General features: G+C 46.8%; 23 protein-coding genes and 2 tRNA genes. 20 read left to right on the top strand and 5 right to left on the bottom strand.

Annotated features, from left to right (window positions below; genetic code table 11):
• The first annotated feature begins 10 nt into the window (after positions 1–10).
• From ACZ483_RS08140 to thyX, 12 genes are all read left to right on the top strand, one after another.
• Positions 11–1,312, top strand: a complete 1,302-nt coding sequence (locus ACZ483_RS08140) for an amidohydrolase (protein ID WP_464323676.1) — start codon at positions 11–13, stop codon at positions 1,310–1,312.
• 11 nt (positions 1,313–1,323) lie between these two features.
• Positions 1,324–1,524, top strand: coding sequence for a hypothetical protein (locus ACZ483_RS08135; RefSeq protein ID WP_464323675.1), 201 nt, complete (start codon positions 1,324–1,326; stop codon positions 1,522–1,524).
• Between the two features lie 7 nt (positions 1,525–1,531).
• Positions 1,532–1,999, top strand: a complete 468-nt coding sequence (locus ACZ483_RS08130) for a hypothetical protein (protein WP_464323674.1) — start codon at positions 1,532–1,534, stop codon at positions 1,997–1,999.
• A gap of 12 nt (positions 2,000–2,011) precedes the next feature.
• A complete protein-coding gene (mnmA, locus tag ACZ483_RS08125) occupies positions 2,012–3,085 on the top strand; it encodes a tRNA 2-thiouridine(34) synthase MnmA (protein WP_464323673.1) in 1,074 nt (357 codons plus the stop codon).
• The gene (locus ACZ483_RS08120) at positions 3,075–5,927 is read left to right on the top strand and encodes a bifunctional diguanylate cyclase/phosphodiesterase (RefSeq protein ID WP_464323672.1); all 2,853 of its coding nucleotides are present in this window, start codon (positions 3,075–3,077) and stop codon (positions 5,925–5,927) included. The genes mnmA and ACZ483_RS08120 overlap by 11 nt, the downstream gene beginning before the upstream one ends.
• Positions 5,928–5,938: 11 nt before the next feature.
• Positions 5,939–6,022, top strand: a tRNA-Leu gene (locus tag ACZ483_RS08115).
• 21 nt (positions 6,023–6,043) lie between these two features.
• Positions 6,044–7,384, top strand: a complete 1,341-nt coding sequence (tig, locus tag ACZ483_RS08110) for a trigger factor (RefSeq protein WP_464323671.1) — start codon at positions 6,044–6,046, stop codon at positions 7,382–7,384.
• Positions 7,384–7,989 (top strand): ATP-dependent Clp endopeptidase proteolytic subunit ClpP, encoded by a 606-nt coding sequence (gene clpP, locus ACZ483_RS08105; protein WP_464323670.1) that lies wholly within the window; start codon positions 7,384–7,386, stop codon positions 7,987–7,989. Before tig ends, clpP begins: the two co-directional genes overlap by 1 nt.
• A 27-nt stretch (positions 7,990–8,016) precedes the next feature.
• Positions 8,017–9,246 carry an ATP-dependent Clp protease ATP-binding subunit ClpX gene (clpX, locus tag ACZ483_RS08100; RefSeq protein ID WP_464323669.1) on the top strand — a complete coding sequence of 410 codons (1,230 nt, stop codon included), beginning with the start codon at positions 8,017–8,019 and terminating at the stop codon, positions 9,244–9,246.
• Position 9,247: 1 nt separating this feature from the next.
• Positions 9,248–10,366: an AmmeMemoRadiSam system protein B gene (amrB, locus tag ACZ483_RS08095; protein WP_464323668.1), complete on the top strand. Its 1,119-nt coding sequence runs from the start codon at positions 9,248–9,250 to the stop codon at positions 10,364–10,366.
• A 21-nt stretch (positions 10,367–10,387) separates the two neighbouring features.
• Positions 10,388–11,206 (top strand): hypothetical protein, encoded by an 819-nt coding sequence (locus ACZ483_RS08090; protein WP_464323667.1) that lies wholly within the window; start codon positions 10,388–10,390, stop codon positions 11,204–11,206.
• Positions 11,206–12,159, top strand: a complete 954-nt coding sequence (gene thyX / locus ACZ483_RS08085; RefSeq protein ID WP_464323666.1) for an FAD-dependent thymidylate synthase — start codon at positions 11,206–11,208, stop codon at positions 12,157–12,159. The genes ACZ483_RS08090 and thyX overlap by 1 nt, the downstream gene beginning before the upstream one ends.
• On the opposite strand, the gene tkt is transcribed toward thyX, so the two are convergent.
• The 3 genes from tkt to ACZ483_RS08070 all read right to left on the bottom strand — a co-directional run bounded on the left by tkt (position 12,156) and on the right by ACZ483_RS08070 (position 15,588).
• A complete protein-coding gene (gene tkt / locus ACZ483_RS08080) occupies positions 12,156–14,162 on the bottom strand; it encodes a transketolase (RefSeq protein WP_464323665.1) in 2,007 nt (668 codons plus the stop codon). The two genes, thyX and tkt, sit on opposite strands and share 4 nt — an antisense overlap.
• Positions 14,163–14,178: 16 nt before the next feature.
• The gene (locus ACZ483_RS08075) at positions 14,179–15,498 is read right to left on the bottom strand and encodes a peptidylprolyl isomerase (RefSeq protein ID WP_464323664.1); all 1,320 of its coding nucleotides are present in this window, start codon (positions 15,496–15,498) and stop codon (positions 14,179–14,181) included.
• Between the two features lie 16 nt (positions 15,499–15,514).
• Positions 15,515–15,588 (bottom strand) — tRNA-Met (locus tag ACZ483_RS08070).
• A 25-nt stretch (positions 15,589–15,613) separates the two neighbouring features.
• Here ACZ483_RS08070 and ACZ483_RS08065 point away from each other — a divergent pair.
• The 3 genes from ACZ483_RS08065 (at position 15,614) to ACZ483_RS08055 (ending at position 18,193) form a co-directional block, all read left to right on the top strand.
• Positions 15,614–16,003: a PaaI family thioesterase gene (locus ACZ483_RS08065; protein WP_464323663.1), complete on the top strand. Its 390-nt coding sequence runs from the start codon at positions 15,614–15,616 to the stop codon at positions 16,001–16,003.
• The gene (locus tag ACZ483_RS08060) at positions 16,003–16,359 is read left to right on the top strand and encodes a hypothetical protein (RefSeq protein ID WP_464323662.1); all 357 of its coding nucleotides are present in this window, start codon (positions 16,003–16,005) and stop codon (positions 16,357–16,359) included. Before ACZ483_RS08065 ends, ACZ483_RS08060 begins: the two co-directional genes overlap by 1 nt.
• Before the next feature lie 481 nt (positions 16,360–16,840).
• Positions 16,841–18,193: a sigma-54-dependent transcriptional regulator gene (locus ACZ483_RS08055; RefSeq protein ID WP_464323661.1), complete on the top strand. Its 1,353-nt coding sequence runs from the start codon at positions 16,841–16,843 to the stop codon at positions 18,191–18,193.
• Here ACZ483_RS08055 and ACZ483_RS08050 read toward each other — a convergent pair.
• A complete protein-coding gene (locus tag ACZ483_RS08050; RefSeq protein ID WP_464323660.1) occupies positions 18,168–18,869 on the bottom strand; it encodes an RsmE family RNA methyltransferase in 702 nt (233 codons plus the stop codon). The two genes, ACZ483_RS08055 and ACZ483_RS08050, sit on opposite strands and share 26 nt — an antisense overlap.
• Positions 18,870–18,899: 30 nt before the next feature.
• Entirely contained in the window at positions 18,900–19,172 is a 273-nt protein-coding gene (locus tag ACZ483_RS08045) for an HU family DNA-binding protein (RefSeq protein ID WP_464323659.1), read from the bottom strand.
• A gap of 128 nt (positions 19,173–19,300) precedes the next feature.
• Between ACZ483_RS08045 and ileS the strand changes: the two genes are divergently transcribed.
• Genes ileS through ACZ483_RS08020 form a run of 5 tightly spaced genes read left to right on the top strand, consistent with a single transcriptional unit; the run spans position 19,301 to position 25,821 of the window.
• On the top strand, positions 19,301–22,123 hold the full coding sequence (ileS, locus tag ACZ483_RS08040; RefSeq protein ID WP_464323658.1) for an isoleucine--tRNA ligase: 2,823 nt from the start codon (positions 19,301–19,303) through the stop codon (positions 22,121–22,123).
• A gap of 52 nt (positions 22,124–22,175) precedes the next feature.
• Entirely contained in the window at positions 22,176–23,156 is a 981-nt protein-coding gene (locus ACZ483_RS08035; RefSeq protein ID WP_464323657.1) for a DHH family phosphoesterase, read from the top strand.
• Positions 23,156–23,995: a deoxyribonuclease IV gene (locus ACZ483_RS08030; RefSeq protein WP_464323656.1), complete on the top strand. Its 840-nt coding sequence runs from the start codon at positions 23,156–23,158 to the stop codon at positions 23,993–23,995. Before ACZ483_RS08035 ends, ACZ483_RS08030 begins: the two co-directional genes overlap by 1 nt.
• 9 nt (positions 23,996–24,004) lie before the next feature.
• Positions 24,005–24,967, top strand: a complete 963-nt coding sequence (locus ACZ483_RS08025; RefSeq protein ID WP_464323655.1) for a hypothetical protein — start codon at positions 24,005–24,007, stop codon at positions 24,965–24,967.
• Positions 24,964–25,821, top strand: a complete 858-nt coding sequence (locus ACZ483_RS08020) for a damage-control phosphatase ARMT1 family protein (protein ID WP_464323654.1) — start codon at positions 24,964–24,966, stop codon at positions 25,819–25,821. Before ACZ483_RS08025 ends, ACZ483_RS08020 begins: the two co-directional genes overlap by 4 nt.
• Positions 25,822–25,828: the final 7 nt, after the last annotated feature.

Below are 25,828 nucleotides of genomic sequence, written 5' to 3'. Positions count from 1 at the left end.
TCTCTCTCCTATGGAGAGACACGACCTGCTGATCAGAGGTGCCCTTCTGCCCGGCAGGGGGACCGTAGACATTGCCATAAGGAATGGCAGGATATATAAAATCGACACGCGTATAGAGGCGGAAGCCGACCACGCAATAAACGCAGGCGGTAAGATAGCTCTCCCCTCCTTCGCCAACATGCACACCCACGTCCCCATGTCTTTGCTTAGGGGTATAGGTGCGGATCTTCCTCTGATGGACTGGCTCCAGAAGGTCATCTGGCCTCTCGAGGGAGAGTTCGTCTCTCCCGAGTTCGTCAGAACGGGGGCGGAGCTTGGTATTTTGGAGATGATAAGGTCGGGAACCACGCTCTTTATGGACATGTACTTCTTTGAGGAGGAGGTGGGAGAGGTAGCAAAGGAAGCTGGGATAAGGGCAGGTCTTGGCTTCGGGATCTTAGACTTCCCAACAAAGGTGGCGAAGACTCCAGAGGAGTACATAAAGAGAGCGAAAGAGTTCGCCGAGAGCCTTAGGGGAGACGATCTCGTCTTCCCAGTCATCTGTCCCCACGCACCCTACACCTGCTCACCGGACACCCTCATGAAAGCTAAGGAGCTTGCCGAAGAATTTGATCTCTACCTCCACATACACGTAGCCGAGACGAAGGGAGAGGTAGAGAGAATAAGGGAGGAGTATGGAAGGACACCCGTCAGGCACCTCGAAAGTATCGGTTTTCTCTCCGATAAGGTTCTCTGCGCTCACATGGTCTGGCTCGACGAGGAGGAGATGGAAATTGTCAGAGAGAGAAACGCTAAGATAGCCCACTGTCCCGAGAGCAACCTTAAGCTCGCTTCGGGGATAGCTCCCATACCCGAATACGTTAAAAAGGGAATTCACGTTTGCCTCGGAACGGACGGGTCCGCCTCCAACGATAACCTCGACATGTTGGAAGAGATGGCCACTATGGCAAAGCTCCACAAAGGAGCTACGATGGACGCCAAGGCTATGGACGCCAAAACAGCCCTAAGGATAGCCACGGAGAACGGCTTTTCCGCCGTAGGTATAAGGGCTGGGAGGATAGAGGAAGGTTACGAGGCTGACTTGATACTTATAGATCCCGAGAGTCCCCACCTGCAACCCCTCTACGATCCCGTAGCTCAGGTGGTTTACTCCGCCCAGTCCTCGGACATAGACACGGTTATATGCAAGGGAAGGGTGCTCATGGAGAAGAGGGAGTTAAAGACACTCGATGAAGAGAGAATACTCTTTGAAGCTAAGAAATGGGGAGAGAGGATAAAGGGCTTCCTTGACGGGCTTGCAAAGGAGAGGTAAATTTAAGAGCGATGAAATCTGCTGCCAAGAGGATAACAAGGGAGTTTCTGGTTCAGACACTTCAAGCAAAGCAACCGAACAGTAAGGTGGAAAGTCTTGAGAACAGGATAGATAAGATAGAAAGTCGGACAGAAATCCGGTTCGAAAAGTTAGTGGATAAGATGAACAACATAAACTCAAGGATATTCCCCTTGACATACTTCAAGGGTTGAGAAAGACATGAAAAAAGATCTCACAAACCTCCTGAAGAGAGAAGAAAGACCGGTTGGCTTTGAAACTTTAGATAATGCCAAGGAGTATGTAGCCCGCTACCTTTTGAACTATATCTACATAGAGTTAGAGGGGCTCCCAAGGAAAGAATGGGAAAAAACTTTAGAAACGTGGGCTAAGATGTGTGCCTTTGCCAAGGGGCTTATCAGGAAGGAAGAAAAGGATAGAAAGGATATATACGAGAGGTTCGGATTTGACATGATGATGGAAGGAATTATCGAAGATCTCAGGAAAACCTTCATAGGCATGCTCTCCATAGGAATTTTAAAAGAAAACGAACCACCCCATAACCTCATCGTAAAGGCTGCAGAGCTAATTAAAGAAGACGAAAACTTGATGAAAAGGTGGGAACTCGACCCTAAGGTTGTAAGATTCATTTACGAATTTTTCACTTCCAGCTTCTTCAAGAAGAGATAAATTAAATCGGTTATGAGGATAGCCGTTGGAATGAGCGGTGGTGTCGATAGCAGCGTAACCGCTCTACTGCTTAAAAAGCAAGGGCACGAGGTAATAGGAGTAACTCTCAGGTTTCATTCTGTAGAAGCTTGCGAAATAGAGGGTTCCCACAACGTCTGCTGTTCGCCAAAGGACGTTAGGGACGCTGCAGCGGTATCTCAAAAGCTCGGCATTCCTCACCTGACCTTCGATTGGGAGAAGATCTTTAAAGATAAGGTCATAGACTACTTCATCGAAGAGTACCTGAGCGGCAGGACGCCTAACCCCTGTGCCATCTGCAACAGGGAGGTAAAAACGGGATACTTTGCAAGGTATCTTAAGGCTGTTGCCGATATAGATAGGCTTGCCACAGGTCACTACGCAAGGATAGAGGATAATCCCGAGTTGGGAAGGGTTATAAGGAGAGGAGTGGACAGGAGAAGGGATCAGTCCTACTTCCTTGCACTGGTAAAGAAGGAAGATCTTGAACTTTTGGAATTTCCCCTCGGGAAAATGACGAAGGAGGAGGTGAGAGAAATAGCACGTCGGTACGGACTTGAGGTCGCCGAGAAAAGAGACTCCCAGGACGTTTGTTTCCTAATGGGTAAGAAGCCCGGAAAGTATCTGGAAGAGAGGGTTGGGAGAAGAGAAGGATTTATAAAGCACGTTTCTGGAAAGGTCTTAGGGAAGCACAGCGGTATATATAACTTCACCGTAGGGCAGAGAAGGGGGCTTGGAGTATCTTACGGGAAGCCCGTCTATGTGGTAGATATAGACCCATCTACAAACACGGTGGTTGTGGGTGAAGAAGAATACCTGTATAACGATACCTTCGTTATAAAAGATCTTAACCTTCACGTTCCTTTGGAAAAGTGGAAGGAAGTTGTAGTTCAGATAAGGTACAACCACGTTCCTGTTCCCCTTGAAGAATTGAAAGAAATATCCGATGGATATGTCGTAAAGTTGAAGGAAGACGTCAGGGGGATAACCCCCGGACAGGTAGCGGCATTTTATACGGGAGACACACTCTTAGGAGGAGGGATTATAGAGGAAACCTATGAGGGGTAAGGGGAAGCTGATCGGTTTGGTCTTTCTTTCAGTTCTCGCCCTTCTAATGAGCTTTTTCCAGATACCTATGTTCCTTGACACCCTGAAGCTGTCCTTCGGTGCTGTTTCTTTTTTCATCGCCCTTGAGCTACTCGGTCTTGTTTACGCCGCACCGATAGCTCTGATCGTAGCTGTAAGCTCGGCTATAACACAGGACTTGTACTTCACCGCCGTCACATTGCTCGAGTTCTCCGTAGTCTCCTTGCTTGTAAAGAGGTACAGACTCAACCTACTGATATCAGATCTGCTCTTCTGGATTCTGCTTGGTATACCGATCTACTCAGCCCTACTCGCATACCTCGGACTCGGTAAAGAAGCGGTCCTGACTATATCCCTGAAATCCGCGGTTAACGGTCTTATAAACGTCATCATAGCAAGCTTAGTTATACTTCTTCTCAGATACCACACCGGTGCGAAGAACGTACACTTCAGAGAAGTTGTATTCACATCCCTCTTCATGCTTGCCTTATCACCTCTGTTCATAGATGCGGCTCTGGACTCAAAGGGAAGCGAGAGGGAAATGATAAATAAAGCTAAAGAAGATACAAGGATAGCGATGGAAAACGTGAAAGATAGCGTAACTTACTGGCTGGAGATGCACCTCAACGCGGTAAGGGAGCTCGCCAACAGACTTGTTGTCTGGGGACCTGAAAACAGAGAACAGCTTCAGAAGGATACGGAGGCTATAAGAAGAGCCTTTAAGGACTTTCACGCTTGCTACATAGCTGATAGAAACGCCACCACAATAGCCTTCTATCCCGAGGTTAATCCCAAGGGAAAATATATGATAGGCACCAGCTTCAACTACAGATCTTACTATAAACGGGTAAAAGAAACCCTCGAGCCCACGTTTACGGAAGTCTTTGTGGCTAAGTTTGCCCTTCGTCCAGTGATTGGAATAGCAGTTCCGGCGGTTAGGGAGGGACAGTTCTTAGGATACGCATACTGTGGTCTGAACTTAGATTATGTAAGGGACGTGATAGAAGAGTTCTCAATAAGAAAGGGAACATACATAACGTTAATAGATAAAAAGGGAAGAGTAATAACCTCCACCCGTAAGGGAATAAAGCCTATGGACGAGTTCAAGTCGGGAGAAGTCGTACCATTAAAAGGAGGTTTATTCCTGTCCATTAAGGAAAGGAGTGGGGCGAACCTTGATATAGAAAAGTACCTGAATTCTTACTTTTACAGCGAGGATAAGTTAAAGGAAGATTTGGGATGGAGGGTTGTAACAGAAATAGAAGTAAGGCCTTATATGATGAGTCTGTTTAGAGACCTGTCTGCCGAGTACATGTCGATAATGGTTTTAGCCCTGATATCCTTTTTCATGGGAAGGTTTATAAGCGGTCTTATTTCTATGCCCATAGAAAGGCTCTCTACAAGGGTAACCGCCATAGCTGACAACATAGAAAGGAACCCGCATATAGACCTGCCAGACTTCCCGGTCTTTGAGATAAACAGACTGGCAGCGTCCTTTGAAGATATGGCTAAGAAAGCGGTGTCCTACATGGAGGAGTTGAAACGCTTGGCTTACTTTGATCCCCTTACAGGCCTGCCCAACCGCACGCTTTTAAGAGACAGGCTTCTGAACGCTATAGCCAACGCCAAGAGAAGCGGTAAAAAGGTGGCAGTACTCTTCATAGACCTCGACTACTTCAAGACGGTGAACGATACTATGGGGCACGAGGTAGGAGACATAATACTCGTTCAGGTGGCAAAGAGATTGTCGTCGGTATTCAGAGAGATAGACACCGTAGCGAGGTTCGGAGGAGATGAATTTGTGGCTGTAATCCAGAACGTAGAAAGGGAGGAGCAGATAGTTTCTATATGTGAGAGGGTTCTTTCCATATTTAAGACGCCCTTCGATGCGAACGGAGAGGAAGTTTACCTCTCCGCATCCATAGGCATAGCCCTTTACCCAGATAACGGAGATGAGCCAACCGTCCTGATAAAGAATGCCGATATGGCCATGTACAAAGCTAAGGAAGAGGGGAAGATGAACTTTGCCTTCTTTAGCGAAGAGATGAACAGAAAAGCTCATGAGACTTTAATAATGAAGAGTAAACTCCACAGAGCGTTAGAGAGGGGGGAATTCCTGCTCCATTACCAGCCTGTGTACAGGATACAGGATGAGAAATTGGTGGGTTTTGAAGCGCTCCTAAGATGGAAAAGTCCCGAGGGAAGTTTAATTAGTCCCTCCAAGTTCATACCTTTGCTCGAAGAAATGGGACTTATTAGGGAAGTTGGCAGGTGGGTCATGAGAGAGGCTTTTAAAAGAGCAAAAAGGTGGAGCGGTGTGTTTATGAGCCTTAACGTCTCACCCTCCCAATTTCTCGACAGGAGATTCGTAAATAGAGTTGTGGAAGTCCTGAAGGAAACGGAAGCTCCGGCAAGCAGGATAACTCTTGAGATAACGGAAACCTCACTTATGCAGAATCCTGAAGACTCAATAAGAACGCTGAAAAGGTTGAAATCCCTCGGTTTCAAGTTAGCGGTTGATGATTTCGGAACTGGGTACTCCTCCCTCTCGTACCTTAAAAAGCTCCCGTTGGACATAATAAAGGTGGATATGACCTTTATCCAGAACGTCGTTTCGAGCAACGTAGATAGGGCTATAATCTCTTCGATAGTCACCCTTTCAAAATCCTTAGGACTTAGCACCCTCGCGGAAGGAGTGGAAACTCGTGAACAACTTCAGGTTATAAAGGAGCTCGGTTGTGATCTCGCCCAAGGATATTACTTCGGTAAGCCGATGGCAGAAGAGGAGGCGGAGGCTCTTCTTAGGAAGGAAAAGGGATTATAATATTCACTTTAGCGGGTGTGGCGGAACTGGCAGACGCGCCGGACTTAGGATCCGGTGCCCGTAAGGGCGTGAGGGTTCGACTCCCTCCACCCGCATAAGCCTCAGGAGGACAGAATATGAAGGTAAAAACCGAGGAAAAGGAAGGTCTCTTTAAGGCGCTCACGGTAGAGGTAGAGGGAAGCCTTGTTCAGGATGCTTTAAATGAAGTTTACGAGTATCTAAAACAGAATGTGGAGATACAGGGCTTCAGAAAGGGAACAGCACCCCTATGGCTTATAAAGGCTAAGTATAAGGATTACATAGAGGAGGAGGTAGGAAAGAAGGTAGCCAACAAGACCTTGGAAGAGGCTATAAAGGAGAGTTCACTCCAGCCGGTTGCAGACGTTTACTTAGAAAAGGTGGAGCTCGAGGAGAAGACGCCGAAGGTAACATATACCGTTAGCTTCGAAACACCCCCTGAGTTCGAGCTAAAGGATGTAGAGAACCTCGAGGTGGAGGTTCCCAAGATAGAGTTCAACGAGGAACTCGTGGAGAAGAGGATAGAACAGCTCCGGGAGGAGCACGCGGTATGGGAGCCCGTCGAGGACAGACCTATAAAGGAGGGGGATTTAGTAACGATCGATTATGAAGTGGAGGAGGTAAAGGAGGGAGAGGAAGGAGAAAAGGTAACGGGTGAAACCTCCGGAATTATAGGACAGAAGATGTTCAGGGAGGAGCTCGAACAGGCTCTCATAGGTAAGAAGGTGGACGACGAGGTGGAACTAAGAGATCTGCCCCTATACGATCAGGAAGGAAAGGAGATAGGGAAGGCTAATATAAAGGTAAAGATAAAGGAGGTTAAGGAGAAAGTCCTTCCTGAACTGGACGACGACTTCGCCAAGGAGCTCGGCTACGAAAACTGGGAGGAAGCGAGGAAGAAGATAGAGGAGCAAGTCAGGGAGGAGTTCGAGAGATCTAAGCAGTCTATAATAGAGGACGCCGTAGCCGACAAGCTCGTCTCGATGCACGAGATAGAGGTTCCCAAGACGCTTCTTAACAGGGAGCTATCCTTCCTCATAGAGAGAAGGGTGAGCGAGCTACAGCAGTTCGGGATAGACACCAGGTACCTCGATTACAGAACTATGGCACAGGAGTTCCTCCCCCTCGCGATGGCGAACATAAAGCTCAGGTATATTCTCGACAAGTACGCCGATGAAAAGGGAATAGAGGCTACAGAGGAGGATGTAGAAGAGCAGTTCGAGGAACTGGCGAAACAGATGGGAACGACCAAGGAGGAGGTGAAAGAGTACTTCGAAAAGGAAAACCTGATGGACGTAGTAAGATCAGACGCGAGGAGGAAAAAGGCTCTCAGGGATATAGTCTCGAAGGTGAAGATAAAGGAGGTGGAGCCAAAGAAAGAAGAGGAAAAGGAAGAAGCTAAGGAAGAGGCTAAAACGGAAGAAGGAGGTCAGGAGTGATGGATATAAAGGATATAGTCAGCCAGCTCGTCCCCATAGTTATAGAGCAAACTCCCAGAGGTGAGAGAGCCTTCGACATATACTCGAGGCTACTTCAGGACAGGATAGTTCTCCTCGGTTTCCCGATAGACGATCATGTAGCGAACCTGATAGTAGCCCAGCTCCTCTTTTTAGAGTCTCAGGATCCCGAGAAGGACATATACCTTTACATAAACACGCCGGGAGGATCAGTAACCTCCGGCATGGCTATATATGACACCATGCAGTACATAAAGCCGGACGTAGTTACCATATGCATAGGTCAGGCGGCTTCTATGGGAGCGGTTCTCTTAGCAGCGGGAACAAAGGGTAAGAGGTACGCTCTCCCCCACTCAAGGATAATGATCCACCAGCCCCTCGGTGGAATTCAGGGACAGGCTACCGATATTATTATTCACGCGGAGGAGATAAAGAGGATAAAGCAGATGCTTAACGAGATACTCGCAAAGCATACGGGACAGCCCTTGGAGAGGATAGAGAAGGACGTTGAGAGGGACTACTTCATGTCCGCTGAGGAGGCTAAGGAGTACGGGGTGATAGACAAGGTCATTGAAAAGAGGCAGTAGGGGGAATAACTTTTGAGGGTGAAGAACATGAAGAATTCAAAGCAGAAGTGCTCTTTCTGTGGAAAGACGCAGGAAGAGGTTCTAATACTCATCGCAGGTCCCTCCAACACCTACATATGCGATGAATGCGTGGAGAAGTGCCACCATATAGTAAAGGAGCACAAAACGGAAACATACGAGATAAACCTTGATGGGCTTCCCACTCCTGACAAGATAAAGAAGATCCTTGACGAGTACGTCATAGGACAGGAGAGAGCCAAGAAGGTTCTCTCGGTGGCGGTTTACAACCACTACAAGAGGATAAAGGCGAAGGAAGCGGGTGTGGATCTGGACGGTGTGGAGGTGGAAAAGAGCAACATACTCCTTATAGGTCCCACGGGATCGGGAAAGACCCTTTTGGCGAAGACACTTGCCAAAATACTGAACGTTCCCTTCGCCATAGCGGATGCCACTTCCCTCACCGAAGCGGGATACGTGGGTGAGGACGTGGAAAACGTCCTGACAAGGCTCTTACAGAACTGCGGTTACGATGTGGAGGCCGCCCAGAAGGGAATAGTATACATAGACGAGATCGACAAGATAGCTAAGAAATCGGGAATAAACCCCTCCATAACGAGGGACGTTTCCGGAGAGGGAGTCCAGCAGGCACTCCTCAAGATAATTGAGGGAACTATCGCCAACGTCCCTCCCCAGGGAGGTAGGAAGCATCCCCATCAGGAGTTCATTCAGATAGACACCACGGACATACTCTTCATATGCGGGGGAGCCTTCGTAGGTCTCGAGGAGATAATAAAGCACAGGCTCGGCAAGTCCACCGTAGGCTTTGAGTCTTCAATAAAGAAGTTTGAGGACGATAACGTCTTAGCATTTGTGGAGCCCGATGACCTCATAAAGTTCGGACTCATCCCAGAGTTCATAGGCAGGCTCCCCGTAATAGCAACCCTTGACGAGCTCACAGAGGAGGATCTCGTAAGAATTTTAGTGGAGCCGAAAAACGCCCTAACAAAGCAGTACAAGAAGCTCTTTGAGCTTGACGGCGTAGAGCTTGAGTTCACCGAGGAAGCCCTCAGAGAGATAGCCAAAGAGGCTATAAGGAGGAAGACGGGAGCGAGGGGTCTGAGAGCGATAATGGAAGAGGTTATGACAGACATAATGTTTGAAATTCCCTCCATGGGTAACGTGAAGAAGGTTATAGTGGACAAGGAGACGGTTCTGAAGAAGGAGAAGCCCAAACTAATATACGAGAAAGCGGTGTGATATGGACCGCCCGGCGGTCAGATACTTGGACGTTCAACCATACGGAGACAAGTTCCTACTGAACGATCCCCTCGGAGTGAGCGAACCACTCCTGATAACCCCTGAACTTCTTCTAATCGTGTCCCTGATGGACGGATCAAGGGACGAGAAGGACATTAAGGCGGAGTTCTTCAAGAGAACGGGAATGCTCCTGAGCTCAGAGGATCTGAAGGAAGTTATAAACCTCCTTGATAAACACCACCTCCTCCTCAACGAGAGGTTCTTTAAGAAACTTGAAGAGCTAAAGAACTCCATGCTTAAAAAGGGTGTAAAAGAACCCTTCCACGCAGGCGAAGCTTATCCCAAGGAAAAAGATGAGCTTGAGAAATTCTTAGGGGAGAGCCTTGACGGATCGGAAAAGGAGGAGCCCTTAGGTATCCTCGTCCCCCACATGGACATGAGGGTGGCGATCTCCACCTACGGAAAGGTTTACGGAAGGGTGGACAGAAAGCCCGATGTGATTCTGATCTTAGGTGTCTCCCACTACCACCACGAGATGCCCCTCTCTGTCTGTCCCCTTGACCTTGAAACTCCCCTCGGAACTTTGCAGGTGGACAGGGAGATAGCAGAGGAGTTAAGGAAGAGGTTTGACTTTGATCTCTTCCACGACATCCTCTCTTACCAGAAGGAGCATTCTATAGAGTTCCAGGCGGTGTTCGTGAAGTATCTCTTTCCGAAGGCTAAGGCTGTTCCTATGATAATCTCTTACGGAGATGAAAGTTCTCTAAAAGAAACGGCAGACAGGATCTCTGAGGTTATAGAAAAAAGGGACGTGCTCGTTATCTCGAGTGTGGACATGAGCCACGTGGGAAGGAAGTTCGGCGATAGCTTCAGCTACGATCCCTCCTTCAGGGACAAGGAGTATATAAAGCACCTTGAGAGGCTTGATAGTCTTTCCGCTTTTCAACTCCTGAAATCGGACAACAACAGGACGAGGATAGACGGCCAGTTCACCAACTTTGTCTTTACGGAGATACTTAAGAACCTCGGTGCTAAGGGAGGGAAGGAGATAGACTACCAGATATACCACGAGCGCCCTACCGACTCCAAGGTCTCCTATGCGGGTATGACCTTCTCCTGATTGCTTATAATAGAGTTCAAAATGATCGTCTTCCTTGCGAGCGTTCTGTTTGCTCTAACTGCCGTAGCGGGAGAGTTAAAGTACTGCATTCAGGTAGCGGCAGATAGGGATCTCAACAGGATAAAGAACTACTACGAGAGGGTCAAAGAACTCCCACAGGCAAGGATAGAAAGGAGGGAAGACCTTTACCTTTTAAGAGTAGGAGCGGAGGAAAGGAGGAGAGATCTCAGGATCATGCACAGGAAGGTCAGGAACCTGTTCCCGGACGCCTACATAAAGAAGTGTGAGATAGATGATAAATACGTGGTATATCCCGAGCCGAAAGGGAAAGAAACTGAGGGTATAAAGGAGGATACAACCGCCCTCGGGGTTACGCCCGACGTAAAGGAGGAAAAGGTAGAAAAAGAAAAATCTGCAGTTCAAAAGGTAGAAGAGGTCAAGCGGGTAAAGGTAGCAGAAGGGATAAAACCGGATATAGAGGAGCTCAAAGCTCGGATAGATTCCCTTAAGGAAGATCTGGAAGAGATAAAAGAAATTTTGCGGGAAAAGAAAGATAAAACACCTGCGGTTATCAGAGGGGAGGATCCCGCTTACTTTGAGAAGTTTCTTTACAGCGTAGGTATATTCATAGGCGGTCTTTTCCTCTTCACGTGGATACTTTTAATCCTCCTTTACCGAAAGGTGGGTTCTACCAACTTTGAGAATACGAACCTACTGAACGACATGTTCAAGCTGATAAAGGTCCTAAACCTCCTCAGCAAGGGTAAGATTGTAAAGATGGAGGGAGGAAAACCTATAGTCTATAACCCCAAGGAGGATAGGTGGAACGAGGTGGAGTGATGGAAGTTCACGTTATGGGTTCAGACCAGAGGATAGTAAGGTGCGCGAGGGTATCCTTCGGGAAGGACGAACAGGTAGATCCAGAAAGGGACAAGAGATTAATAAGGTTTCTGTTCCGGCACAGGCACGCCTCCCCCTTTGAACACAACGTTATAGCCTTTGAAGGAAACAAGAAACTATGGCTCTCAATAATAGAGAGGGCGGACAATCCAACGGTTCAGATCTATCACTCCAAAGGTTACATATGGGTGAACCTTAGGAACGCAATAAACTCTATGGATTTCCTTCCCGAAGAAATATTCGAGGAGGTTAAAAGGTTTTTCCCTGCGACTTGGGAGATAGTGAAAAGGGAAGGGAACGTATCTGACGAAGAGCTCCCAAAACTTCCCTACACGACCGACAGGGTGTTCCTTCAGGAGAAGATAGAAACCTCTTCCGGGTGGATAGGTCTCGTGGATAAGCTCGAGCTAGGAACGGAGATGGACTACTACACCTTCATAGTGGAGTGTCCCCTCTTCGTGGCAAGGCAGTGGCACAGGCACAGGTTCGGATCTTACAACGAGATCTCAAGGAGATACACAGCCTACGATATGAAGTTTTATATACCTGAGAAATTGAGAAAGCAGGCAAAGTCCAACAAACAGGCTTCCATAGACGAACCGATAGATGAGCCTTATCATTCTGAATTCCTAAGTGAGATCAAAAGAATAACAGAGGAGAGCCACTCTTTATACGAAAGGATGACCGAGAAGGAGGTCGCCAAGGAGCTGGCACGGGGTATCCTGCCCCAGTTTATGAAGACAAGATATTACTGGACAGTTCCGAGGATAGCCTTAGACAACTTCATAACCCTGAGAACCCATGAGGGAGCGCAGAAGGAAATCAGGGAGTTCGCTCAGGCTATAGTAGAGATGGTCGGCTACGGTGGAACGGATAAGAGAAACAGACTCTAAGAGAACCACCTCTTTAAGATCTTATTCGCAACGTTCTCAGGAGTAAAGCCGAAGTGTTCAAAGAGAACCTTTCCAGGAGCTGACTTCCCGAAGGTCTCCATGGAAACCATTATGCCCTCTTCACCTAAATATCTGTGCCAGCACATTCCCCTCGCCGCCTCTATCGCAACACGTTTCTTTACTTCCTTCGGTAAAACGCTCTCCCTGTAATCTTCACTCTGGAGCTCAAAGAGTTCTATCGAGGGGAAGTTCACCACCCTAACCTTTATACCTTCTTTTTCGAGTATCTCCTTAGCATCCAAGGCAATGTGAACTTCGGAGCCGGAAGCCATGATGATAACGTCTGGTGTTCCCTCCGAGTCAGCAAGTACATAAGCTCCCTTTACAAGGTTCTCCTCCGAAGGATACTTTCCCCTGTCTATCAGAGAAACGCTCTGGCGTGTGAGAACGATAGCCGTCGGTCCGTCCTTCCTCTCTATCGCAACCTTCCAGGCTACCTTTACCTCGTTGGCATCTGCAGGTCTTATAACCCAGAGGTTAGGTATCAGTCTCAAGGAAGGGAGCTGTTCGACAGGCTGATGGGTGGGTCCATCCTCTCCGAGACCTATGGAGTCGTGGGTGAAAACGTAGATCACCTGAAGGCCAGCCATAGCGGCAAGCCTGATAGGAGGTCTCATGTAATCGGAGAATATCAGGAAGGTCCCTCCGTAGGGGAGTATCCCTCCGTGGTAAGCCATCCCGTTCATTATTGCACCCATGGCATGCTCGCGTACACCGTAGTGGACGTTCCTCCCCATCGGAGAGTTTGCCTCAAAGTCGGGATAGTTCACAAGAATTGTGTTGTTGGACTCGGAGAGATCCGCAGAACCGCCGAGCATGGTCGGTATGTAGTCCGCGATAACGTTTAAAACCTTTCCGGAAGCCTTCCTCGTAGCCATAGCTTCTTTAAACTCAGGGACCTTTTCATACCACTCTAAGCTCCACTCCTTCCTAAAAGCCTTCTCAAGCTGATCCGCAAGCTCCGGATATTCCTTCCTGTACCTCTCGAAAAGCTCTCTCCACTCCTCTTCTCTCTCCCTTCCAAGCTCCACGTGTCTCCTCGTGTATTCGAGAGCTTCCTTCGGTACGTAGAACTCCTGCAGAGGCCAGCTAAACCTCTTCTTCGTTTCTATCACGTTCTCAGGTCCAAGAGGCGCACCGTGAACCTTCGCTGTATCCTGAAGGGGACTGCCGTAACCTATGTGGGTCCTGACAGATATAAAGGAGGGTTTATCAGTCTTTCTTGCCTTATCTATGGTCTCTTCAATGAGATCAAGGTTATAGCCATCCTCTATGTGGTAAACGTCCCATCCGAGAGCTTCGAACCTTTTAAGAACATCCTCAGACCAGGCCAAGCTCGTATCTCCATCTATAGAGATGTGGTTGTTGTCCCAGATAACTATTAGTTTGTTGAGCTTCCAGTGCCCCGCCAGAGCAGCCGCCTCGTAGGATATACCTTCCATCAGGTCCCCGTCGGAACATAAAACATAGGTGTAGTGGTCTATTACCGAAAATCCCTCCCTGTTGAAGTAAGAGGAGAGATATCTTTCGGCTAAGGCCATACCTACCGCGTTTCCGAAGCCCTGTCCGAGTGGACCTGTAGTAGCTTCCACGCCGGGGGTAAGCCAGCTCTCAGGATGTCCAGGCGTTTTACTTCCGAGCTGACGGAACTGCTTGAGATCATCAATATCAATGTCGTAGCCGAACATGTATAGGGTCGCGTAGAGCATAGCGGAAGCGTGCCCTGCAGAGAGAACGAACCTGTCCCGATTCATCCACTCAGGGTTCTCAGGATTGAACTTCAAAAACCTGTCAAATATTAGGTAGATGATGTGGGAAGCTCCCAAAGGCATGCCGGGGTGTCCGGACTTAGCCCTCTCAACCTGATCAACGCTCAGGAACCTTATGGTATTTATCACAAGCTGATCTATCTCCTTCTGGGATTTCACCTTAGACGAGTCCATAACTATATTCTACCCCTCACTTCAAGAAGTCTTCATTGACTTTTACATCAGAATTCTTAACAACCCTGTCTATGAACAGATTTATAAGATCATTCTTCTTAGCCTCGAGGAGGCTTTCCCTTATCTTCTCCCTGTCCTTTATTTCTTCGGGTTTGAACTCCCTTCTCTCTATATAAACCACTGCGTAACCGCCTGCCGCTCTGTAAGGTCCAAAGACCTTCTCTTTAGAGAAAACGAGCCTTAAGGTCTCCTCCTCAGGAATTCTGAAAAGCGTCAAAAACTCCTCCACACTCGAGCTATCGAACTTGAGGGATTTGTATCCCACATTCTTCCCTTCCAGCAGAAGCTTCTTAACCTTATCCGCCTCCACTCTTGCAAGCTCTTCCCTTTTCTCCTCTAAAAACTTCCTCTTTACCTCTTCCCTCACCTCTTCAAAGGGTCTCAGACGGCTCGGCTCCTCCTTTTCGAGGAAAAGGATGTAGTAGGTGTCTCCCTCCTTGGTAATGGAGTATGGTTCCTCCCTCTTGAGCCTGCCGAGCTCTTTCTTGACGTTCTCAGGAAGTCCATCCGGAACATTTTCAAAAACTTCTCCTCCCTTAAGTACCCTTCCCTTCTTTACCTCACTGTAAATCCTGTGAGCTTCCTTCTTATCTTGAGTCCTCCAGATCCTGTAGATTCTCTTTTCCTGAGTTGAGAATAATTCTTTGTTCCTCGCGTAGAAATCCTTTAGCTCTTCCTCCTTCGGCTCGTAGGAAGTCTTTAGAGATGAGGGCGAAATGAGGTAAACCTTTCCGTAAAACCTTGCAGACATTATCTTTTCCTGAAACTCTTCCTCCCTGTCGGTCAGGTAAACACCGAGGGAGACGAAGTTGAGGAGCTTCTGGACAGTTAACCTCTTCCTGAGACGTTCCTCGTACTCCTCAGGAGTGAGTCCTATCCTTTCCAAGACTTCACGGTACTTGCTGAGGCTGAACTTACCACTCTCCTGAAAACTTGGATCGTTCTTTATACTTTCCACAACCTCCTTCGTTGAGGCGACTATTCCCATGGATCTTGCCTTCTGGTATAGAGCTTCCCTTCCCACCAGATTGTAGAGAACCTGCCTCTTTATCACGTCTCTAAACCTCTCATCCTCAAGGAGATCTGAGTATCTCAAAAGCTCGTATCTGTAATCCCTGAGAGTTATGCACGAGCCGTTCACTGAAGCGACGCACCTCTTTAGTCCAAACATCTGCTTTATATCTGCAACGCTGAACATCCAGAAAAGGAAGGATATGGAGGCTACAGCAATTATGATCGCGGCGAGCCGTTTATGTCTCTGAATTATGGTGTACATTCTCAGACCTTTTATATGGCGGCGGGAGGACTCGAACCTCCGACCTGGGACTTATGAGATCCCCGCTCTTACCGGCTGAGCTACGCCGCCAAGCTAATATAAAATTATACACGGAATGGAGGAAATAAAGACTCACCGTAGTATAGAGAGGAGCCTGAGCGGAGAACCTCTCGAGGTAATAGAAGGCAAAGCAAGGGTTAGACTGAAAACAGATGAGAGGATGGTAGCAGACGAGAAAGGTCTTGTCCATGGAGGTTTTCTGTTCTCCGCTGCGGACTACACAGCCATGCTTGCTGTAAACCATCCAAACGTTGTCCTTGCAGGTGCTGAGGTGAAGTTTCTAAAGCCAGTTATCGTTTGGGATGAAGTGATCTTTGAAGGAGAAGTAAAGGAAGTAGAAGGGAAGAAACGCGTTGTACATGTTGTTGGAAAAAGGGAAGAAGAAAAAGTATTTGAGGGCAGGTTTCTTTGTATTGTGTTAGATAGGCACGTCTTGGAAAGATGATGAGCTGGAAGGAAGAAGTAAAGAAGATTTTCAATCTTCCAGAAGATGCTCAAATTATCACAAAACCTTATTACAGGGAGATACCCAAAAAGAATGGAAAAAGGTACAAAGCTCTAACTATCCAGTATTTACAAAAAGGCAAGAAAAAGTATAAGCACGTGAGTAAGGAAAAGGAAGTACTCCTGAAGTCCCTTATAACCGGGGAAGATGCGGTAGTGGACTACGTGTTTGACAGACTAAGGGAATTAAGGGAGTTCCTCGAGAACCTGCCGAACGAAGAAACGAGAAAAAACCTCTACCCTCTCAAAAGGGAGATAGACCGCCTACTCATGAAACTTTCCACACGTATATTCTGATTCCTTTATCTTCTTAAATAGAATCTTCTTTTTACATAAAGATAAAAAGATAGAATAGGGTGCTTGATTCTGAAAACTCAACTATATCAATAACTTATTGTTTCCCTTTCCACATTTATCCACATCCTGTTTTGAAAATCTTGGTGCTTCAACAACTTGTGATTGTCAAAAATATTTCCGTATATAAATGACTTATTGACTTATCCACATTTATCCACATTATGTTTGAATTTTGAAGTAATATCAATGAGTTATGAGAGGGGAAATTACATTCATATATCAACGACTTCTGAGTTTTCCACATGTTGAACGAGTATGATAGATTTATGAATAAGTTATGTTTGTCCTTTTTATTAAGGTATGTGAATAACTTACAGATTTTCCACATCCTTCCTGAAAATTGTGGACAGATTGTGGATAAGTTGTGGATAAAATGTGGACAAATTGTGGAAAACTTGTGGATGGGTTGTAAAATGTAAGTATGACGGCTAAGGTATTAATAGTAGATGACGAGGAGGGGATCAGAGGGTCGCTTGGTGCTATCTTAAAAGAAGAGGGATATAAAGTAGATACAGCCTCTACACTTTCAGAGGCTACTGAAAAGATATCCTGTGAGCTGTTTCACGTTATCGTCTTGGACGTTTGGATGCCTGATGGGGACGGCGTTGAATTCATAGATAAGGTAAAGGAGTTGTCTCCAGACTCGGTGATAGTTGTTATAACAGGGCATGGAAATGTTGAAATGGCTGTAAGTGCTATTAAGAAGGGGGCATACGACTTTCTTGAAAAGCCCTTTTCCATGGACAGGTTCCTCCTAACGGTTAAGCATGCAGTTGCGGAAGCCATGACAAGTATGCGGACCGGTGAAGATTCGGAGATCGAGCTTGTTGGGAACTCAAAAAGAATAGTTGAGATAAAGAAGGTAATTCCCAAAATAGCGCAGAGCCGTGCACCAGTTCTTATACTTGGAGAGAGTGGAACCGGTAAAGAGCTTGTAGCAAGGCTGATACATAAACATTCCAAGAGAAGAGGACAGTTCGTGGATATAAACTGTGCTTCCATGCCAGGTGAGCTTGTAGAAGCGGAGTTGTTTGGATATGAGAGGGGGGCTTTTACGGGAGCGATTGGCAGGAAAAAGGGAAAATTTGAGCTCGCTGATGGAGGTACTCTATTCCTTGATGAGATAGGAGATATGGATATAAGGGCTCAGGCTAAACTTCTCAGGGTAATAGAAACAGGCAGTTTTACCAGGCTTGGAGGAACTCAAAAGATAGAGGTTGACGTTAGAATAGTATCTGCTTCAAATAAAGACATACTTAAAGAGGTTCAGGAGGGAAGGTTCCGGGAGGATCTTTATTACAGGATATCCGTTTTTACTATTGAGTTGCCACCGTTACGGGATAGGGGTGAAGATGTTATCCTCCTTGCCGAGTATTTTCTAAAGAAGTTCGCGAATGAGTATAAGAAGGAGTGTAAGGTGCTCTCCGATGAGACCAAGGAGGTCCTCTTAAATCATAGATGGAAAGGTAATGTTAGAGAACTCAGGAATCTTATGGAAAGGATAGTCATCCTGTGTGATGGGGAAGTTATAAAACCAGAACACTTAGGAGCTGGATTCACGAGATCATTAAAGGATTACAGCTATCTATTCAGACTGGAAAGTATAAAAGAAGCCAAGAGGGAATTTGAGAAGGCGTTTATAGAAGAGAAGCTTAAAGAGTTTAATTACGATCTGAGAGAAGTTGCCTCCAGAATAGGAACAGATCTTTCTAATCTTTACAGAAAGGTAAAGGCGTACGGTATAAATATTAAGAACTTACAAGGTTCATTATAATTCCAACTCCAACTATTGATGCCGTTTCTGTTCTGAGAACGTTGGGTTTCAGTTTCACAGTGATAAAACCCTTATCCTTCAAAAGCTCAACCTCTTCCTTGGTAAAGCCCCCTTCGGGACCCACAACTATCTCTACACTCTTTAGTCCTTTCATTGGGAGCTCTGATATACACTTACCATCGCCGAAATTATCCAGAAGTATGTTTAGATCACTGGAAGGTTCTATATCTTTTATATGCGTTGGTGACAATATTTCCATAATATAAGGCCTGTTAGATTGCTTCATAGCTTCCTTTACTATCTTTTCCAACCTGCCCTTCTTTTTCTCTATAGCGTCCACTTTACGGTAACTTCTCTTTGTTATAAGGGGTATTAATTTTCTTACTCCAAGCTCTGTAGCCTTTTGAGCTATAAGCTCGAAGGTTTTAAACTCTATTGGAACAGCCTGAATCAAAGTTACATTAGCTGGAGGAGGGCTTACACAAACTAATTCTATAGTTATACAAAGAGCGGTTTTAGAATTCAGATCGATGAGCTTACAACGGTATAAGTTCCCTTCCCATATTATACCTACTTCCTCCCCAAGCCTTATCCTTCTTACTTTTAGGTGTTTAAATTCCTCTCCTTCTATTAGGAATTTATCTTTGCCTATTTTTTTGCCGAAAAAAGTGTACATGGAAACGGGGCGGAAAGCCCCGACGGGATATTACTTAATGCTTTCCCTAAGATCTTTGGCCGGCTTGAAGGCAACGACCTTTCTTGCTGGGATCTGGATAACCTGACCGGTCCTGGGGTTTCTACCCTTCCTTGCAGCTCTCTTCTTAACGGTGAATATTCCCAAGCCAGGAATAGCGATCCTCTCGCCCTTTTTAAGGGCTTTAGCAATCGCTGCGACTGCAGCCTTTATAGCTGCGTCGGCCTCTTTCTTGGTGATGCCCGCCTGCTTGGCGACCTCTGCAACGAGCTCTGCCTTCGTCATAGCACAACCCTCCCAATAGGATTTAACGCTGATATAGATAATACATAACTCTTTTGGATTTTGCAAGTTTTTTCTTTAGTCTATAATTATCTCTCAGCCATTTTTTGACCCCTATGGAGGTCTTGTGAATGGATTACAAGGAGACCCTGAACCTTCCAAGAACTGACTTTCCCATGAAAGCTGATCTTCCGAAGAAAGAGCCACATATACTTGAAAGGTGGAAGAAACTTTATGACAAAATTAGAGAATTCAGGAAAGGTAGACAAGTATTCCTTCTTCACGACGGACCTCCCTACGCAAACGGACACATACATATAGGACATGCCCTGAATAAGATCCTTAAGGATGTAATCAACAAGTACAACCTTATGAGGGGAAAGGATGTTCTCTACATTCCCGGTTGGGACTGTCACGGACTTCCTATAGAGAGACAGGTAGAGAAAGAGTTAAAATCCAGGAAGATCAGGAAAGAGGACCTTCCCAAGCACGAGTTCAGGAAGCTATGCAGGGACTACGCCCTGAAGTTTGTGAACATACAGAGGGAGGAGTTTATTCGTCTTGGTGTTCTGGGGGACTGGGAGAAACCTTACCTTACGATGGATCCGAAGTACGAGGCTCAGGAGATAAGGGAGCTCGGAAGGTTCTTCGAGAAGGGGCTCGTTTACAGGAGCAAGAAACCGGTTTACTGGTGTATATACGACAAGACCGCCGAGGCTGAGGCTGAGGTCGAATATCAGGAGAGGGAAGATCCGAGTGTTTATGTAAAGTTTCCTTTAGAGAATGAGGAGGATACCTACCTCGTCATCTGGACAACCACACCCTGGACACTTCCCGCCAACCTCGGCGTTATGGTGGGCGAAGATTACGACTACGTTTATCTAAAAACTGATCGGGGAACCTTCATCTTGGCGAAAGAGCTCTTAGAGTCCTTCAAAGAGACTACGGGTATAGACGGAGAAACTGTAAAAACCTTAAAGGGAAAGGACCTAATCGGACTGTCTTACGTTCATCCCTTCGTAAAGAGAGCGGATCTTGAAGGTTACCTCAGCGAGGAGACACTGAGGAACCTCTGGAAGGTCTATCCCTCAGAGTTTGTGGAACTGGGAACTGGAACGGGACTCGTTCATATGGCTCCAGGACACGGACAGGAGGATTACATCGTTGGTTCAAGGTACAGTCTTGAACCTTACTCCCCACTTGATGACGAGGGAAGGTTCATACCTCCGGCACCAGAGTTCATACGCGGTGTTAGGGTATTCGATGCCAACAATTTGATAGTTAATCTTTTAAAGGAGAAGGGTTATCTCGTCCACCACTCAAAGGTGAGTCACTCCTACCCCCACTGCTGGAGGTGTAAGAACCCTGTCATATTCAGGGCTACCTACCAGTGGTTCATAGGAATGGAGGGGAGGGTAAACTCTAAGACTTTGAGGGAAAAGGCACTCGAAGAGATAGAGAGGGTAAGGTGGGTTCCTGAGTACGGGAAGAACAGGATAAAGAGCATGGTCGAAAACAGACCGGACTGGTGTATATCGAGGCAGAGGTACTGGGGAGTTCCAATATCTGTATTCTACTGCAGAAACTGCGGTGAGGTGGCGTCCGAAAGAGAAGTTTTCGAACATGTGGCTAAGCTGGTGGAGGAGTATGAGAGCGGAGCGGATATATGGTTCGAGAGGGAGGAGAGGGAGCTACTTCCGGAAGGTTACAGGTGCAGGAGATGTGGATCGACCGAGTTCAGGAAGGAGGAAGACATACTCGACGTTTGGTTCGATTCAGGCTGTTCCCATGCCGCCGTTATAAGACCTATAGGATTTGAGAAGGCGGACATGTACCTTGAGGGATCTGATCAGCACAGGGGCTGGTTTCAGGCTTCCCTTTTGGAGTCTGTGGGATCTTACGGGGAGGCTCCCTACAGGATAGTTTTAACCCACGGCTTTACGGTAGATGAGAAGGGGAGGAAGATGTCTAAGTCCCTCGGAAACGTGATATCGCCTCAGGAGGTTATAGAGAAGTACGGTGCTGACCTCTTAAGGCTTTGGGTCGTTTCTGAGGATTACACTGAGGATGTTAAACTTGGGGATTCAATTCTAAGGAACCTCGTGGATGACTACAGGAAGATAAGGAACACGTTGAGATTCATCCTTGGAAATCTCTACGACTTTGACCCTGAAGAGGACAGGGTTCCGGTAGAGGAACTCCATCACTTTGACAGGTGGATGCTTTCCCACCTTCAGGGTGTGCTCGAGGAGGTTCACAGGTATTACGAGAACTATACCTTCCACAGGGTATATCATCTTGTAAGGAACTTCTGTGCCACCACATTGTCTTCCCTATACCTCGATGTCCTCAAGGATCGGCTCTACGTTTACTCTTCTAAGAGCTGGGAGAGGAGATCTGCTCAGACGGTTCTCTACGAACTTCTCGTAGCTCTGACTACTTCCGTAGCTCCCTTCCTCAGCTTCACCGCCGAGGAGGTCTGGGAGCATGTGAGAAAGATAGATCCGGAGCTTCCTGAGAGCGTATTCCTGTCGGAGGCACCCCTCCCTAAGAAGGAGCTCATATCTGAAGAACTCGAGGAGGATTACTCTAAGCTTCTCACCTTTAGGGATGAAGTTCTCAGGGTCTTAGAGAGGGCGAGGAGGGAAGGCATAGTGAGACATCCCTACGAGGCTAAGGTTTTCGTGAAGGCGGAGGGGAAGTTGCTGGATCTTTTAAGGAAGTATGAGGATTACCTTAACTTCTTCCTTACAGTAAGCCAGGTAGAGATGGGAGAGGGGGGAGAAATCGTAGAGAAGGGAGAAGAGGTAAAGAACCTTACGGTGGGAGTATCTAAGGCTGAGGGTAAGAAGTGTCCGCGTTGCTGGATATACTATCCTGAAGAGGTGTTCGAAGGAGAGGTATGCAAGAGGTGTTGCACCGCTCTGAAGGAGATGGGATATGTTTGCACTTAAATCATATTCTCAATTGATAGATCAATTAAATTAATTAGACTGGAGGAGAAGGATGAGGCGTGAGACGATACCTCTTTTAGAGTTTTTGAGGGAAACAAAGGGATCCATCCTTATATTAACTCACGAAAATCCAGACGGGGACGCCTTAGGAAGCGGAATGGCTCTCTATCTATTTTTGAAAAAGCTTGGGAAGAACGTTACGATAGGATGTAAGGATAAGGTCCCTCACTTTTTGGACTTCATACCTCACGTTAAGGAGGTGGTAAGCCTTCCTGACGGAAAGTTCTACGACGTGGGTATAATCGTTGATTCTGCAGGATTTTACAGGGCTGGAACTGAGGTTAAGGTAGCTAAGAGGATAAGGATAGACCATCACGTAGGAGGAGAGTTTTACGGAAGGTACGATTACATAGATCCGAAGGCTCCCGCTACCGCATCTCTTATATACGAGCTGATAGTTGCCTGGGACGAATCCCTCATAGACAGGGATATAGCCACCTGTATCTACGCAGGTCTTGCCACCGATACGGGTTTCTTTAAATACTCTAATACCAACGAGTACACCTTCGAGCTCGCTAAGAAACTTGTCCATTACGGAGCAGATCCGAACTACGTTTACAGGATGTTTGCCGAGAGGGAATCCATTGGAAAGATGAAGCTCATATCTAAGGTTCTCGAAACCCTTACCCTTTACGAGGACGGGCTCGTTGCAGGGATTACCATATACGACAGGTTCTTTAAGGAGACAGGAACGGAGTACTCCGACAGTGAAGGTCTGGTGAACTATCCGAGAGCTATAGAGGGGGTTGAGGTTGCCTTCGCGATGATAGAGAAGCCGGACGAAGGCGTGTGGAAGGTTTCTCTAAGAAGCAAGGTGAACGTGGACGTCTCCAAGATAGCCGAGAGGCTCGGAGGAGGAGGTCACAAGTACGCCTCAGGTTGCAAAATAAAGGCGAATTCCCACGAGGAAGCTTTGAAGAAACTCCTCTCAGAGATCCACAAACAGCTTGAACTGCAGAAGATAACCCACTGATGGCTCTCTTCGGTGCTCACGTATCGTCCGCAGGCTCAATTCTCAAAACCTTCGACAGGGCACAGCAGATAGGAGCGGAGGTTTTTCAGTTCTTTCTTAGAAGTCCAAGGGTGTGGAGGTGGAAAGGTGTTAGTAATAAGTTAGTAAGAAAATTCTCTGAAAGGCTCAGGGATTTCGGGAAGCCAGTTATGGTTCACGCCCCCTATCTTCTTAACTTAGCTTCCGTCGATGAAGAATTGAGGGGGAGATCCGTTGAGGTGTTTTTGGAAGAGTTAACCTTTTGCGACGAAGTTGGAATAAACTTCTACAACTTCCATCCGGGAACCGCAAAGGGGATAAGCGACGAGGAAGGACTCAGGAACGTGATAAGATCCCTTGAGGAGATATTTAAAATCTACGAACCTAAAAGGACAACTATACTTTTGGAGAACACCGCTGGAGAGAGGGGAGACTTGGGGAAGAACTTTGAGGAGCTCGGAAGAATATTGAAGGCTTTTCCGGGTATGAGACTCGGTATCTGCTTGGACACCTGCCACGCCTTTGCCTACGGATATGAGATAAACGCGCGGAGAGGTTTCGAAAACTTTCTTAAAGAGGTGGAGAAAACGGTTGGATTGGAGAGTATAAAGGCTGTCCACGCCAACGACTCCAAGGTTCCCCTGGGAGCGAGGAGGGACAGGCACGAGCACATAGGCGAAGGTTTTATAGGAATAGAAGGTTTCAAAAACCTGCTCAAGAACGAGTACTTCAGGAATTTGCCTTACTACATAGAGACGCCTAAGGAAGGGGATATGGATACTGTGAATTTGAAAATACTGAGGGAGATCTACCGAAATTAAAATTTAGGGATGGCTGTAAGGGTAAGGATAGCAAGAAAGGGAGAGGATATACCCGAGGATTTTCTTTACTCGGTTCTTGCCAGCACGTTGAGAATGGAAAAGGAGGAGTTTGAAAGGATCAAGTCGGAAGACGGCTCCGTTTCCCTATACGTTGGGGATCCTGAAGCCATTATCAAGCTCCAGAACATTTCTGAGAAGTACGGTTCTATGCTTGACATAAGCTTCGAAAAAGCATCGACGGGGATATGGGAGCTGACCAATCTTGCAGTAAAATCTAACTGGGGACTTGTCCTTTCTTGGTCTGCTGTGCTTGTAGTCTTAGCTATTCTATCCACAATTCCATTAATAAGTTTCTTTGCCAACGCGGCTCTTACCATATTCCTCTACGCCTTTGTCATATACTCTGCCTTTAAACTTCTTAAGGAAAAAGATGTGGAGAAGACCTTTAAATCCATCAGACTCGGAGACGTATTTTCTAAAGCCTTCGGTGCCGGCTTGGGAATGTTCCTTGGAATGTTTTTGCTGTATATAGGTGTATTCGTCGTTTCCATTCTTTTTCTCTTTCTCGCCGGCGCTTTAGGTGCTCTTTCGGATATGGTGAGCCACGGAAGAATAAGCGGCGGGACTCTCTCGGCTATTTTCGCGGTGGTGGTACTCATATTTCTGTTTTCCCTCTGGTTCATATACGTCATGCCCCTTATTTACTCTAAAGCTCTGGACGAGAGGGAGCTTTACTTCGAGAGGGCATTCAAGGCGGTCTTATCTATCGTGACTCCTTCTTTCATAAGGAAAAGCTTCAGTTCGGAATACATTAAGATGGGAGGTATGTGGTCCCTTGTTGTTACGATTGGTATAACCGCAATGGTGCTCTTGACAGTCTTTATAGTAACCATACCGCTTGCACTCATCGTAGCTTACTGGATCAACGTATTCCTCGCTATTTCCTCAGCGAGGTGTGTTGAGGAGTTATGAGAACCTATCCCACCTGTGTTCCTTGTTTGATAAATCAGGGACTTAATGCGGTTAAAAGGCTCGGGCTCGGAAAAGATAAAGAGAAGGAGATAGCCCTCAGAGCGGTCAAGTTCCTCTCCCAGTTTGAAGAGCTGGATAAGTCTCCAGCCTATTACGCCTACTTCGTCCAGAGAATAGTTAAGGAGATAGCGGGAACTGAAGATCCCTTTTACAAACAGAAGAAGGAGGCAAACCTGAAAGCTCTTCAGATGCTCCCCTTTGTTGAAAGTCTGTGGGAAGGTTCTTCTGACAAGCTCGCGGTGGCTCTGAAGATATCCGCGGCGGGGAACTATATAGACTTCGCCATTAAGGGAGAGTTTGAGGTTGAAAAGGAGGTGAAGAGTATCTTAGAGTCCGAGTTCACCGTATGGGATTACGATCCCTTTAGGGAAAGTCTGAACAGGTCCAGAACCGTACTCATAATCGGGGACAACGCCGGAGAGATAGTCTTCGACAAGATACTGGTAAAAACACTTAAGTCGATGGGGAAGGAGGTAGTTTACGGAGTCAAAGGAAAGCCGATACTGAACGACGCAACCCTTGAAGACGCCGAAGAGGTTTCAATGACAGAACTCTGCAGGGTTGTTGACAACGGATCGGATAAGGTGGGGACGTGGCTTGAAGACTGCTCGGAGGAGTTCTTAGAGATCTTCCGAAACTCTGACCTCGTTATAAGCAAGGGACAGGCTAACTTTGAGACCCTGAGCGATGCGGACAGGGAGATCTTCTTTCTCCTCGTCGCCAAGTGCGAGCCGATAGCCTCCGAAACGGGAGGGGAGGTAAAGCGTTTAATCCTCAAGCACAAGAGGTTATAATATCTCC

The sequence above is a fragment of the Hydrogenivirga okinawensis genome, from assembly GCF_055385515.1.
This window is presented reverse-complemented; position numbering and strand designations above follow the sequence as displayed.